Consider the following 13006-nt stretch of genomic DNA (forward strand, 5'->3'; position numbering starts at 1 on the left):
TTGGTACATCCATAAATGTAAGTACATTTGTGTGATTTAATACTATGAAGAGCCGTGTGAAGGGAGACTTTCAAGCACGGTTCCGTGAGAACGTAAGGGTGAAATTCCATTGCGTGACTCGATTAGCCGTCAGTTTGGCGGAACGCAGAAAAAATCTATACCGATGAAAAAAATAATTAGTTTAATATGTTTGTCAATTTTTGTAAATAGTTGTGCTTGGTTTGATGAAAGTGAACATCAAAAAATTATTGGGCAATATGAAATTGGTTGGAACGACCTTGAATCTAATAGAGCAATTACAAAAAAAATTGGAAATTCTGAAAGCAATTCTAACATAATTATCGGTTGTTATGTTTTTGCAGTCGGTCACAATGAAAGTTTTATAATAGCCAAACAACGCCAAAATTTTAATACGGAAACTAATTATTATTTGATTGACATTAAAAAAAATGAAGAAGATAACTCAAAAGGAATTCTTGGACCTTTAAACGAAGTAGAATTTGAAAAAATAAAAACAAAATTTAATATTGAAAACTTAAAATTTGACTTAATTTTTGCTGATGAACAATTTAAATAAACCATTTAATTATATGTAAATGGAAGCTGAATGCAGAAGAAAATAATTTATAAAATTGAAAAAAAGTAAAAAAGTAAAAGAAAAAAATATTAATATGATTTCGAGTGGAAATTTCAATAACAATATAAAAAAAATATCAGAAAATGAAAAGTTTAAAAAAATTATTCAAATCATAAATAAACTAATAAAACTAGTTTTACTTACTTCTTCAATATTAATATTTTTAACAATATTGTTTATTTTTTTAAGTTTAAAATTTAAAATAGAATCATATTCCGTTGTTTACAATATATATATGATTTTTGCTTATGGCTCATTTTATTTAATAATCTTTGGAATATTGCCAATTATCGGACTTTTAATTTTAACAAAATTTATTAATAGAAAACTGAAAAATGAAATTTTTAAATTCCAAAATTTTTCTAAATTATTACTTATTAATTTACTATTGATTTTAACTTACATTTTATTGTTATTCATATTCATTTTTTTTAAATCATACTAATAAAATAGAAAATAGAATTGAAAATGAAATTAGATAATTGTAAAAAAAACCGAACGGCTAACAGCGGTGGCTGTTGCACAACTAAAAAAAGACTAAATCTAACTTTTAATCAATTTTCACAAACAGATTACATATTAAAAATCAGCATATTACATTTTAAATAATTTAACAAACCAGAATTTTAAGAAGGAATTTTAGTTGTGCAACAAGCACAGCGGTTTTAAGAAATTGGGGTTTTCGGGCTTAATTTAAAGTTTGTTTTGTACTTTTGAATTTCGGTGTTTAATCGTAAGTTTTGGGCTTACAAATCCCCAACTTCTTAAAGCCGCGAAACGTTAGCGGTCAGTTTGGCAGAAATCCCACAATTGTAAACTATAATAAATGAAAATTTTAAAAATCATTATTGCATTTATGTTTGTAAATATTTCTTTTGGGCAAATTCCTCCAAAAGGGACAATTCAATATGAATACTATAATTATTGCAATGAAAACTTAACTAAATTAAAACCTTTAGAAAATTATCCATTTTTTCAAACTGAAGAATTATGCTCAATTAGAAAATGCTTCCGAGGAATATGCTATCCTGAAATTAACGAATTAATTTTTAAACGATTAGTTGAAATGGCTAAAGTAAATTTTGATAAAAAAATTTATTTACGTTTAATCAGAGGAAAAGATTGTATAAAATTAGCGGAAATGAAAAATAGCAATTTAGAAGATGATAATAAACTAATTTATATAGGCATTGACGAAATATACTATGACGAAGAAGTTTCAAGAGGAGTTGAACTTTATAATTCTGAAACTGAAAAACTAATGAAAATAAAACCGAACCGCTAACAGCTACTCCTATGTAAAGCATTATAAAGTTATTCACAACTTTTGATGGGATGATTATATGTTGGTTATTTTTCGAGTATAAAATGCAGTTCCAACGGCTTGTTGGAAAAGTTGGAAACAACTTTTTGTCCGCCGAAGGCTTAGACTGAAAAAGTTATTCTAACTTTTTCAATAATGCCACGAATTGATATCTCTTTTATTTCATAGTCTTTCTTTTAAAATTCTTAAGGCTCACACTCCTATATGTGGTTCTCGTTTTGAGAACGAGACCACCAGCATCTGCATGATTGTAAGAATAAAAAATAGCTGCCTGCTACAAAATGTGGCTTCGTTTTATAGAACCACCTTGGCTGTTTTGCAGTCTATTTTCTGTCATGGTTGAGCTTTTTTTTAAGAACATTATTTATTTTTCTAATACTAAGTTTCTATTGATTTGATACGGTGTTTCCGTTTTTATTACCGAGAGTATTCTTCGTGCTAATTTATGAGCTATTTTAATGATGACACTCTTTGCATTCTTGCCTTGATGTTTGCGGTAATATTGCTGTATTTCGGCATCTTTTCTAATGGCAATCCAGGCTGCTTCTACTAAATAACTTCGTAATTGGGAACGACTTCTGGGGGTTATTCCCAAACATTTTTCTGATCCGCCACTATTATAAATCCCAGGCACCAATCCGATGTAAGAGCTGAATTGTCCTTCGGTATTGAATCGGCGTAAATCACCACACTCGGCCAAAATCACACTGGCCAGATAACCACCAATTCCTGGAATGCTCTTCAAGAGATTATAATCTTTCTTTTGGGTCTTTGGGCAATGAGCACGCATTTGATTGGCAATTTCCAAATACTCTGATCGGATAAATTGGTACATCCGTAGCTTGCCCTGTAAAGCCATTTCTCCACAACTGCTACTGAATTTTATATTTTCCAGCCATGCAATGAAATCTTTACTCCAATTCGAATTATCAAACTCTTCTGGAATCGTTATACCATGAAAGAGCAACATACTTTTGATATGTAATTTACTTTGTCGGAGTTTCTTGGTCACTTGGGTTCTATGACGAGCCAAAGTCGTAAACTGTTCGTGTGCTTCACTAGGAATATAAACTCCCTTGAGAACACCTACCTTTAATTGATTAGATAGATTTTTAGCATCTAAGGCGTCTGTTTTTTGATAGCGTTCCTTATCTCCGGTCTTGACATCGGAGGGATTGACCACCAAAACATGCCAGCCTAAGTTTAAAAAATAACGGGCTGCTGAAAACCCGCAACAACCTGCCTCATAAACTAAATCCACTTCGTGATTAGGAAATGTTCGCTCCACATATTGGTATAAATCCTCAGCAAGAGAAGGCATTGAAAATGTTCTGTAAAAAAACAGATCTGTCTGAATGGAAACTGTCCAGCTTTTTTTGTGAATGTCTAAACCAATGAATATCTTTGGAATAGTTAAGGCATCTTGTAATTGCATAATCTTCGTTTTTTGGTAACTCTAAGTTATGCTTTTACATAGATGCTACAACGGATTTGGGCAATTGGCTTAATATAAAGTCGGTTTTGTACTTGGGATGATTTGGCAAATCCGAAAGATTGACTTTCTTACTATTGTGCACCCAACTTTTGGTGCCATTAATAACAATGGTTTCCCCAGCGATCAGGTCAGCATCTTTAAGAAACGAAACAAACAACTTGAACATTTTTTTTAATCCTGATGGATTATTTTTTCTAAAATCAGAGATACTGTGATAATTGGGTACAATGCCACACAAAAGCCATTGCAATTCTATATTGCGAATGCTCTCTTTTTCTAGCTTTCTCGAACTTCTAAGACCATTGAGATATCCATAAAGATAGAGTTTAAGAAATACTTTTGATTCAAAACTAGGACAGCCTTCGCTTTTAAGAATACGAGTCGTAAAACCAAGCAGTTCAAGCGAGATATGCTCTAGGAAAGCTTCAATAAAACGAACAGGATTATCAAGATTGATTTTATCCTCTAAACTACTTAATTGTAACTGTTGGCGGGAGATTCCGGATATGTGTTGCATACTTAAATATACAACTTTTCCTCCTTATGTAACTCAATTTTGACTACTTTTGAAAAACAATAAGCGGAGGTTTTTTCACAAGCTGACGTTAGTGGTAACGCATCCGCAGAAAACTAAAAATGAGTAGAAGAAATAAAATCAAGCCGTTAAAAAAAAATAAAAATGAAGAATCAATAATAATGATTCTAAAACTTTTTATTGGTGTGCTAGCTGTGTTTTCATTTATTTATTCACTTAGAGAGTTCAATAATTTCACAATCATTAGTTTTGTTTTTTTAAGTTTTATATTCTTTCTTTCAGGTACAATAATATCAGGTTTACGGTATTTTTTTAGAACAAATAAAATTGAAAAGCGTTTGAGTATTTATGATTTTTTCGTTCCTAAAATTTTAATTTATGGTTCAATCTGTTCCGCATTATTCTTTTTAACTAACAATTATTTTTCTACAGATAAACAATATGTTATAACTTCATTAATATTTGAAAAACATAAGGCATATAGAAGTTCGCCAATTTATATAATTACAGAAATTAAGGGAGTGAAAAGAGAAATTAACATACACGATTATAACTTTGAAGAGTTACAGGGCGTGAATAATATACAAATTACAATGAAAAACGGTTTTTGGGGTTTTCAAATAATTAAAGAGATAAAATTGAAAAAGTAAATGCATAACAAGCGCTACCACTAACAGCCGTTCCTATGTAAAGCATCATAAAGTTATTCACAACTTTTGAGGGTGACAAATCCTGAAATAGGTTGACAAGAAATAAAAAAATTTAGCACTAAATGAATAGATTTAGATTAATTGAATAAAATGAAAACTAAAATAGTTTACCCACATAACCCTCTATTAAAAGAACTTATTCAATATTTTTTATTTATTACAAAAAGTGATAATAAAATTATAAGTCAGTTGTGTTATCCAAATACAAATCATTGCCTTAGTTTAATTAAAGGGGTTGAAATGATTGAATTGAACACTAACGAGTATAGCATTATATCATCAACAAAAAATAGTAGCTACCTAACAGGAATTTACAAACAACCCATAAAAATAAACACAAAGCAACCCTATCAAGAGTTATGTATAAACTTTAACCCAATGGGTTTAGAAGCCCTTTTTGGAGAGAACCTTTCACAAAACATATTTAAGAACAATATTTTGAGTGAAAACAAAAATTGGGCTCCTATGTTTGAAATTGTGTTTAGCCATAACTCCATAGAAATTATTCAAATCGAAATCGAAAATTTTTTCATATCTATTTTAAAAGATGAAATGATGTCTAATAGTATATTATTTAACCAAGCTATGAAAGCAAATTATATCGAAGAATTAAATGATTTGTTACATAAAAGTTATCGCTCTACACACCGTTTTTTTGTTAATCAATTACAAACTACCCCTAAAGAGTATTTGCAAATAGGGAAAATTAGAGAAGCAATGCCATTAATTTTAAAAGGCATACCGTTAATAGAAATAGCCTATTCATTAAATTTTACTGATCAATCTCATTTCATTAAAACATTTAAAAAATACACCAATAGTACACCATCTCAGTTCAAACAATCAAGTTCACAGGTTGATGATATGCTTATTTGGAATTTGGAATGACACTTAAAATACTTGGCAGATTTTTACAATTTTTATTGTTTAAGTAACCATACTTTTGATCTTCACTAAAAATAAAGAAATGAAATTTAATGTAAAGTTATTCTTAGCTGTTGTTACAGTTTTGTGTTTTTCAAATAGTAAAGCTCAAATCACTACTATACCTGCTAAACATCTTGAAGGCACACCTAGGCTTACAAGTTCACAAATGTTGGTTGATTACGATTCTTTAGTGTCTTACATCAACCAAGTAAGTCCAATTGTTCAATTCAATAAGGAAGTAAGAAATATTGACTTTAACAAACACGCTAAAAAGCTAAAAAAGAAAATCACTTCAAAAACAAGTATGGAGGAATACCTTTTTTTGGTAGAAAAAACTTTAATTGCAGCACAAGACGGACACAGTAACAGATTAGGTACTTCGCTTTTAGATATTGTAAAAACAGTTTGGATTCCAAAGGGTTTTGCAACTGGTTTAGACACATTAGATTTTCCACATAGTTATAAGTACGAAAAATTTATAAAAGAAAATTTTTATACCAAATTAAAACTAGAACTAGTATATATCAATGGAGAGTACTATAATATTCTGCCTTTTTCTTATAAAGGAAAAAACTATCCAGCAGCTATGAAATTAATAAGTTGTAATAATAAAGAGATTCATCAATTTGTTAAGAATATGGAAGAATTAATTTCTCCATTAAGGTGGGATAGAGCCAATAAAAAAGTATATCACGAAAATTTTTATACTGTAGGAGAAATATATAAGAACAATCTATTAAAGTTAACTTTTATTGACAATAACCAAGAAAAGAGAATATTAAACATAACAAAAGATGATACCGTTACTTTTCTTGAAGAGAAAAAAAATAATTTTGGATATAATAGCAGTACAGCTTCTGTAATTACACACTACTTTGAAAAGGAGCAAATTTTTTATGGTAAAATACCTGCAATGGATGAAAAATTTGGAGATACTTTAACTAATCGTTTTCAAACCATATTAAACAAATTTCCAGTAAAGTCAATTGTATTAGACGTGCGTGGAAATGGTGGTGGAAGTGATACTACCTACGGCAAATTTTTAGGAAAAATAATGAGCGACACTTTAAAAACAAATATAACCGTTGGGCGAATATTAAGTCCGTTAAACTGCAAGTATTATGCAATGAATAAAGATTCAATCACAGCCTATGGTATGAGTTTGACAAAGGAAGGTCCAAAACTGAAAAATCTTAAAATGTTTTACAATATTATCCCCAACTATAGTTTTTTCTATCCGGAAAAAGAAACCCTAGCATTTAATGGAGCTGTTTACATATTGCAAGATAGATTTATTTATTCTTCAACCAGTAATTTATCTAGCTTAGCTTATAAAAATAGTCGTTTAATCAGTATTGGTGAAATGCCAAATTTATTGGGTGGCATGCAAAACATTACTTCTGTATTTTGCTTACCCTATAGCAAAGTGATTTTTAGATTAGAACCACAAATCGATTTTACTGATTGCAAAACAGTTGCTGATATTTTTCAGAACCAAGTCGAGCATTTTGTAACCTACCCTATTGCTTTTTTACACGAACGCACTACAACAAATGAAGACATATTTGGGAAAAACTTCTTATTACAAAAAGATCCTATGTTTAAAAAAGTAATAGAGCTAGAACATCAATAATACTAAAAATGAAAAAAGGATTATTACTTTGTTTTATACTTTTATATTTAAATGCTTCTGCTCAAAAATCAATCGTTAGCGACAGTATTCCTCTAACAATTAACGAGCAAAATACAATTTTTATAAAGGCTATTTTCAATGAAAAAGACACTCTAAATCTTAACTTTGATACCGGAACAACGGAGCTAATTTTAATAAATGATGTCTTAAATAATAAACTTAAATCTACTCCAAAACTTTATACTAGTTTTTACAATTTAAAAATTGGAAATACTATCTATAAAACCAAAGTCTATGATGCCGAATTAACAGGACACGGAACAGACGGAAGGTTTGGTTGGGATATTTTTAAAAATAAAGTTGTTGAAATAAATTATGATAAAAATTTACTCATTATCCATTCTAAATTACCGGAAAACGTAGAAAAAGACTCAAATTTCACAAAACTTGGTATTATTTTTTACAAAAATATTTTTTTAGTTGAGAGTGAAATTAAACAAAATGGCATTTCCAATAAAACCCTTTTTTTATTTGACACAGGTTATCAAAGAACCGTTATGTTAGATAACGATTTGCTAAAAGAAGGAAAATTTCCAATCGAAAAGTTAGAGGTAATAAAAAAAGTGACAATGAAGGGAGCGCAAGGAAATGAAATTCCTGTAATTACATCAAATTTAAAAGCATTAAAAATTGGAAAGTATAAACTAAAAAATATCCCTATACAACAAACAACAGGAAACAAACCCTTAAAAAATAAAAACATACACATTTTGGGTAATGAAGTTTTAAAAAGGTTTAACATATTTTTAGACTTCCAAAACAATTTTGTTTACCTAAAACCAAATCATTTATTTAGGAAAAAATATGTTGATGAAAAAAACGGCATATGACACTGGGGATTGGGCTTAATGGAAAGATGGTTTTGTATTTGAATGATTTGGCAAATCCGAAGAATAGGCTTAATTTAGTCCCAAACCCGCACTAGATAATGCAACAGAAAATGACAGAAAACGACAAAATATCTAATATAAATGGAAGTTGGTATATCGCAGAAATCATTGAAAAATGCGAACCAATTAATAGAAACGACGAAAGTGAATTACGTAGAGTAATTACATACGGAAACCATCATTTAATTAAAGCTGATAACCCAAAAGAAGCTTATATGAAAGCTGTAAAAATTGGAAAAAAATCAGAATTTAAGTTCGTCAATTCAGACAAAGTAAAAATGGAATGGATTTTTGTTGGTATTGGTGAGTTAATCCCTATTTATGAAGATTATCTTGAAGATGGTTCCGAAGTGATGTGGACAGATTACGGATTCATAAGTAATAAACGAGCTACGAGATTTTCACGCACCGAAAAAGAACTATTAGAAAACATAAAGCCTAAAAAAGATATATAAACTGACAATATTCACAATCGCTAACTGCAACGGATTTACTTCGTCTGTTCGGCTTGCAGCCTCGGGCGGGCAATTGGCTTAATGGAAAGTTGGTTTCGTATTTGGATGATTTGCCAAATCCGAAAAAATGACATTCTTACTATTGTGCACCCGACTTTTGGCGCCATCAATAGCAATGGTTTCCCCAGCGATCAGCTCAGCATCTTTAAGAAACGAAACAAACAACTTGAACATTTTTTTTAATCCCGATGGATTATGTTTTCTAAAATCAGAAATACTGTAATAATTGGGTACAATCCCACACAAAAGCCATTGCGATTCTATATTGCGAATGCTCTCTTTTTCTAGCTTTCTCGAACTTCTAAGGCCATTGAGATATCCATAAAGATAAAGTTTAAGAAATACTTTTGATTCAAAACTAGGACGGCCTTCACTTTTAAGAATACGAGTCGTAAAACCAAGCAATTCAAGCGAGATATGCTCTACGAAAGCTTCAATAAAACGAACAAGGTTATCAAGAGTAATTTTATCCTCTAAACTACTTAATTGTAACTGTTGGCGGGAGATTCCAGATATGTGTTGCATACTTAAATATACAACTTTTCCTCCTTATGTAACTCAATTTTGACTACTTTTGAAAAACAATAAGCGGAGGTTTTTTCACAGACTGACGTTACTAGTAATTTAGTCGACATATAGTCGATAAAACATTAATAAAATTAAAATGAACGTAAAAAAATATATATTAGAGCAGAAATCAAATCGTGAGCTTGAAGAATACATTCAATCAGAGAGCAAATTTACTCCACAAGCAATCAATTATGCATTCGAAATTTTAAAATCTAGAGGGAAAGAATTTTCAGAAGAAGAAATTGAAATTATAAATTCTCAAATTAATCAAACTATTGAACGCGATACTATAGTTCTTCACCCAAATGAAATAAAATCGTCGAATTTAATATTGATATCTGCTGGATTTGGGTTTCTGTATATGTTTTTCTCGCCAAAAGTTTTTACTTCTTTTTCAACAATATTAACTGGAATAATTACAATAGGAATAATTATTGCAATCGGCATAGGAATTAGAAATGGAATACAATGGATTAAATATGTAATAGCTACATTACTTGTTTTAGGTTTGTTTTCCTTACCTATTACTATTATTCAAACAATTAATTCAAATTTGATTGCTGGAATTATAAATATTATACAATCGGCATTGCAAATCATCGCTGTCATTTTATTATTTATTTCGAGGGAAGAAAAATAAACTACCGCCAACACACGCTACAACGGATTTGGGCATTTGGCTTAATTTTAAATTGGTTTTGTATTTGGATAATTTAGCAAATCCGAAAATAGGGCTTAATTTAGTCCCAAACCCGCTGTAATGACAGAACGTTACAGGATATTTTGAGAACCGAAATTTTCAGAAGACGAGTCAGTATCTGACGGGTAAAAATTTCCAGCTGTAAAACCACCTTTAATAAAATTTTTATGAGCTCTGAATGGATTTCTATTGAAGATTTTTGCGCCAAACATAATATTGGCAAATGGAATTATTATTTTGCCGAAGCAAAACAAATTTTTGAATTTAAAATTGAAGAACTTCATAAACTTATTGATTTAGGATTACTATTAAACGGAACGGAAGGCGGACTAGTTTTAGGTAATTCGCACCAAAAAGGAGGTATCCATTTACTACAACCAAATAGTGAGAATACTTTTAAGTATGTAGGAGAAATGGAAGGATGGGAATACTTAACACATTTCAAAACTGCATCTAAATACAGAAATGAATTTACTGAAATTAACGAAAGGACAAAACCAATTAGTAAATACATCAAAACAACATTTAAAATTCCTGAAACTTGTAAAGTAATTGACACAACCGAAAAAGAAATAGCTTTTATACTTGTTTCAAATTACAACCAATTTATTATTAATCGTTTTGCTACTAAAAAACATATAAAAGAAATAATAGCACTTGATAAAAACATCCTGTAACAGCTACTACAACGGATTTGGGCAATTGGCTTAATATAAAGTCGGTTTTGTACTTGGGATGATTTGGCAAATCCGAAAATAGGGCTTGATTTAGTCCCAAACCCGCTGTAGGCGGGACCTTGTAGGTAATTTTAGAAACTGTGATAATACGAAAAGAAATTAAAGACAATAATGAGCTCTACTTGTATTTCAATGACAAATTGATTTACAAAAGATGGTTGAATTATGGATATTCAAAAGTGTTTGACAAAATGGCTTATGGAAAAGACACTTTCGTCAGTATTATCGAAGATGAAAACGGAAAAATTCGACATCGAAGAAAGATTTTCATAAACGGAGAATTTTGCGAAACTAAAGAAGACTTTTGGAATCAATATGTAGCAGAAATTGACTCTGAATCTGGAAAATTATTCGGAAAGAATCTTGACGCTTTTAATGATGCAATAACAGCAGAAGGACCTGGATTTCCGGGAGATTGTATAATTGAAATTATTGGTACTGTAAAACTTGAAAAAGTATTTGGAAAAGAAAATTTTGAATTTATAATTGCGCTATTGAGAGATGCTGAATTTGTTGACCTGATAATTGAAAAAGAAAATAATGAATAAAAAACTACCTACAACAGGTGTTGGCAAGATTGCGAATTTTGTAGTAAATTCACGTTTATATTTCGCAAGAAATTTTTTCTTTGATAGAAAATAATCAGTTCCGAAGTTCGCAACCTTGCCAAGATCTGGAACGTTAGAAGATATATTATGAAAAAAATCACGTACATAATTCTAATTTCAATAATATTCAGTTGTGGACGTGAAAAACCATATCCGAATAAAATTTCAGACTTTAGAAATGAACTCCAAATTCATCTAAAAAAACTTGCTGCTGAAAAAAAACTTCCTTCAAGTGATACAATTGCAAGAAACTTTATAAAAGAAAATTGCACAAAAGAAGAATTATTAAAACTACTTAATTGTGAAGACCCAATATTAAGAGTAATTGCTTACCGAACTTTAGTAAATAGAAATGATAAAGATTATTTTAAAATACTTCTGGGACATTTGAGCGATACTACTAAAGTTGAATGGTGGTATTACGAAGATGCGGCTGATAACTTTATGGTTTCAGATTTATTAATTAGAAAAGCAGAAGACAGCAGAAAACTTACTCAAACGGAGAAAAATATTTTAATTGATAGTGTTTTGTTGAAATATTCATATTTAGACGTTTCAAATTGGATGATACAAGATATTGAACCAAATGAAAGATATTATTCAATAATAAAACAAAAATCAAAATTAAAAACTGATAGATGTGGAGTACAATTAGGTGCTTGTTATGCACTATCGAAATTTAAGAAAGAAGAAGATTTAGAATTTTTAAAAAAGATTTTTAACAGTCAAAAAGATTTTTGTGGAGATTGGATTTTTAAATCAATTGAAGTGAATCCGAATCAAATTTATTTCCCAATACTAAAAAAATATTTCGATGAAATAGTCAAAAAGAAAAAACAATTCTCCTATGACGATTTAAAATATTATTGTCGTGCCATCGCTAAATATAAGAATAAAGAAAGTTTAGCTTTATTAACCGAAATTTTGAACAAAAGCAACTATCCAGATACTTGGTATTTTAAATACAATGAAGAAAATGTATTTAAGGCAATTCACAAATACAAAGGACCAATTTATGTTGACTTGTATAAAAAATTGAAACCTAAAATGAGTGAGTATGTAATTGAATATCTAGATAAACCAGATTATACAGAAAGAAAAACTTGGTAAAAATACATCTGCCAACACACACTACAAGCAATTTGGTTATTTGGCTTAATGGAAAAATTGGTTTTGTATTTGGGATGATTTGGCAAATCCGAAAAATGGCTTTCTTACTATTGTGCGCCCGACTTTTGGTGCCATCAATAGCAATGGTTTCCCCAGCGATCAGGTCAGCATCTTTAAGAAACGAAACAAACAACTTGAACATTTTTTTTAATCCCGATGGATTATGTTTTCTAAAATCAGAGATACTGTGATAATTGGGTACAATGCCACACAAAAGCCATTGCAATTGTATATTGCGAATGCTCTCTTTTTCTAGCTTTCTCGAACTTCTAAGACCATTGAGATATCCATAAAGATAAAGTTTAAGAAATACTTTTGATTCAAAACCAGATGCCTTCACTTTTAAGAATACGAGTTGTAAAACCAAGCAATTCAAGCGAGATATGCTCTACGAAAGCTTCAATAAAACGAACAGGATTATCAAGAGTAATTTTATCCTCTAAACTACTTAATTGTAACTGTTGGCGGGAGATTCCAGAGTATGTGTTGCTTACT

The 13006-nt window shown here is 30.1% G+C and carries 15 protein-coding genes; 11 read left to right on the top strand and 4 right to left on the bottom strand.

Annotated features, from left to right (window positions below):
• Nucleotides 1-163 precede the first annotated feature (163 nt).
• Both WFZ86_RS09320 and WFZ86_RS09325 read left to right on the top strand, forming a co-directional pair.
• The gene (locus WFZ86_RS09320; RefSeq protein ID WP_342691686.1) at nucleotides 164-577 is read left to right on the top strand and encodes a DUF3997 domain-containing protein; all 414 of its coding nucleotides are present in this window, start codon (nucleotides 164-166) and stop codon (nucleotides 575-577) included.
• 886 nt (nucleotides 578-1463) lie between these two features.
• Nucleotides 1464-1922: a hypothetical protein gene (locus WFZ86_RS09325; RefSeq protein ID WP_342691687.1), complete on the top strand. Its 459-nt coding sequence runs from the start codon at nucleotides 1464-1466 to the stop codon at nucleotides 1920-1922.
• A 403-nt stretch (nucleotides 1923-2325) separates the two neighbouring features.
• Here WFZ86_RS09325 and WFZ86_RS09330 read toward each other — a convergent pair whose 3' ends face one another.
• Together WFZ86_RS09330 and WFZ86_RS09335 are read right to left on the bottom strand one after the other, a co-directional pair.
• The gene (locus tag WFZ86_RS09330) at nucleotides 2326-3396 is read right to left on the bottom strand and encodes an IS110 family RNA-guided transposase (RefSeq protein ID WP_342691688.1); all 1071 of its coding nucleotides are present in this window, start codon (nucleotides 3394-3396) and stop codon (nucleotides 2326-2328) included.
• A 34-nt stretch (nucleotides 3397-3430) separates the two neighbouring features.
• A complete protein-coding gene (locus WFZ86_RS09335) occupies nucleotides 3431-3973 on the bottom strand; it encodes a transposase (protein WP_342691689.1) in 543 nt (180 codons plus the stop codon).
• Between the two features lie 119 nt (nucleotides 3974-4092).
• On the opposite strand from WFZ86_RS09335, the gene WFZ86_RS09340 reads away from it, so the two are divergent.
• The 5 genes from WFZ86_RS09340 (at nucleotide 4093) to WFZ86_RS09360 (ending at nucleotide 8666) form a co-directional block, all read left to right on the top strand.
• Entirely contained in the window at nucleotides 4093-4641 is a 549-nt protein-coding gene (locus WFZ86_RS09340; protein WP_342691690.1) for a hypothetical protein, read from the top strand.
• Between the two features lie 150 nt (nucleotides 4642-4791).
• Nucleotides 4792-5589, top strand: coding sequence for a helix-turn-helix domain-containing protein (locus WFZ86_RS09345; protein ID WP_342691691.1), 798 nt, complete (start codon nucleotides 4792-4794; stop codon nucleotides 5587-5589).
• Between the two features lie 79 nt (nucleotides 5590-5668).
• Nucleotides 5669-7261, top strand: a complete 1593-nt coding sequence (locus tag WFZ86_RS09350) for a S41 family peptidase (protein ID WP_342691692.1) — start codon at nucleotides 5669-5671, stop codon at nucleotides 7259-7261.
• Between the two features lie 8 nt (nucleotides 7262-7269).
• Nucleotides 7270-8151, top strand: coding sequence for a clan AA aspartic protease (locus WFZ86_RS09355; protein ID WP_342691693.1), 882 nt, complete (start codon nucleotides 7270-7272; stop codon nucleotides 8149-8151).
• 98 nt (nucleotides 8152-8249) lie between these two features.
• Nucleotides 8250-8666, top strand: a complete 417-nt coding sequence (locus WFZ86_RS09360; protein WP_342691694.1) for a DUF4288 domain-containing protein — start codon at nucleotides 8250-8252, stop codon at nucleotides 8664-8666.
• Nucleotides 8667-8744: 78 nt separating this feature from the next.
• Here WFZ86_RS09360 and WFZ86_RS09365 read toward each other — a convergent pair whose 3' ends face one another.
• Nucleotides 8745-9251 carry a transposase gene (locus WFZ86_RS09365; RefSeq protein WP_342691695.1) on the bottom strand — a complete coding sequence of 169 codons (507 nt, stop codon included), beginning with the start codon at nucleotides 9249-9251 and terminating at the stop codon, nucleotides 8745-8747.
• A gap of 139 nt (nucleotides 9252-9390) precedes the next feature.
• Between WFZ86_RS09365 and WFZ86_RS09370 the strand changes: the two genes are divergently transcribed.
• From WFZ86_RS09370 to WFZ86_RS09385, 4 genes are all read left to right on the top strand, one after another.
• On the top strand, nucleotides 9391-9936 hold the full coding sequence (locus WFZ86_RS09370; protein ID WP_342691696.1) for a hypothetical protein: 546 nt from the start codon (nucleotides 9391-9393) through the stop codon (nucleotides 9934-9936).
• 227 nt (nucleotides 9937-10163) lie between these two features.
• On the top strand, nucleotides 10164-10673 hold the full coding sequence (locus WFZ86_RS09375) for a hypothetical protein (protein WP_342691697.1): 510 nt from the start codon (nucleotides 10164-10166) through the stop codon (nucleotides 10671-10673).
• A gap of 140 nt (nucleotides 10674-10813) precedes the next feature.
• On the top strand, nucleotides 10814-11281 hold the full coding sequence (locus WFZ86_RS09380; RefSeq protein WP_342691698.1) for a barstar family protein: 468 nt from the start codon (nucleotides 10814-10816) through the stop codon (nucleotides 11279-11281).
• A 147-nt stretch (nucleotides 11282-11428) separates the two neighbouring features.
• Nucleotides 11429-12451 (top strand): hypothetical protein, encoded by a 1023-nt coding sequence (locus tag WFZ86_RS09385; RefSeq protein WP_342691699.1) that lies wholly within the window; start codon nucleotides 11429-11431, stop codon nucleotides 12449-12451.
• Here the strand turns inward: WFZ86_RS09385 and WFZ86_RS09390 are convergent.
• The gene (locus WFZ86_RS09390) at nucleotides 12384-12851 is read right to left on the bottom strand and encodes a transposase (RefSeq protein ID WP_342691700.1); all 468 of its coding nucleotides are present in this window, start codon (nucleotides 12849-12851) and stop codon (nucleotides 12384-12386) included. The two genes, WFZ86_RS09385 and WFZ86_RS09390, sit on opposite strands and share 68 nt — an antisense overlap.
• Between the last annotated feature and the right edge of the window lie 155 nt (nucleotides 12852-13006).

Source organism: Flavobacterium polysaccharolyticum (assembly GCF_038739875.1).
Lineage (GTDB): Bacteria > Bacteroidota > Bacteroidia > Flavobacteriales > Flavobacteriaceae > Flavobacterium > Flavobacterium polysaccharolyticum.

Coding starts and splice junctions, on each gene's coding strand:
- WFZ86_RS09330 (WP_342691688.1), bottom strand. CDS start 3,396: ATGCAATTACAAGATGCCTTAACTATTCCAAAGATATTCATTGGTTTA.
- WFZ86_RS09355 (WP_342691693.1), top strand. CDS start 7,270: ATGAAAAAAGGATTATTACTTTGTTTTATACTTTTATATTTAAATGCT.
- WFZ86_RS09370 (WP_342691696.1), top strand. CDS start 9,391: ATGAACGTAAAAAAATATATATTAGAGCAGAAATCAAATCGTGAGCTT.
- WFZ86_RS09375 (WP_342691697.1), top strand. CDS start 10,164: ATGAGCTCTGAATGGATTTCTATTGAAGATTTTTGCGCCAAACATAAT.
- WFZ86_RS09340 (WP_342691690.1), top strand. CDS start 4,093: ATGAGTAGAAGAAATAAAATCAAGCCGTTAAAAAAAAATAAAAATGAA.
- WFZ86_RS09345 (WP_342691691.1), top strand. CDS start 4,792: ATGAAAACTAAAATAGTTTACCCACATAACCCTCTATTAAAAGAACTT.
- WFZ86_RS09360 (WP_342691694.1), top strand. CDS start 8,250: ATGCAACAGAAAATGACAGAAAACGACAAAATATCTAATATAAATGGA.
- WFZ86_RS09320 (WP_342691686.1), top strand. CDS start 164: ATGAAAAAAATAATTAGTTTAATATGTTTGTCAATTTTTGTAAATAGT.
- WFZ86_RS09325 (WP_342691687.1), top strand. CDS start 1,464: ATGAAAATTTTAAAAATCATTATTGCATTTATGTTTGTAAATATTTCT.
- WFZ86_RS09350 (WP_342691692.1), top strand. CDS start 5,669: ATGAAATTTAATGTAAAGTTATTCTTAGCTGTTGTTACAGTTTTGTGT.
- WFZ86_RS09385 (WP_342691699.1), top strand. CDS start 11,429: ATGAAAAAAATCACGTACATAATTCTAATTTCAATAATATTCAGTTGT.
- WFZ86_RS09365 (WP_342691695.1), bottom strand. CDS start 9,251: ATGCAACACATATCTGGAATCTCCCGCCAACAGTTACAATTAAGTAGT.
- WFZ86_RS09335 (WP_342691689.1), bottom strand. CDS start 3,973: ATGCAACACATATCCGGAATCTCCCGCCAACAGTTACAATTAAGTAGT.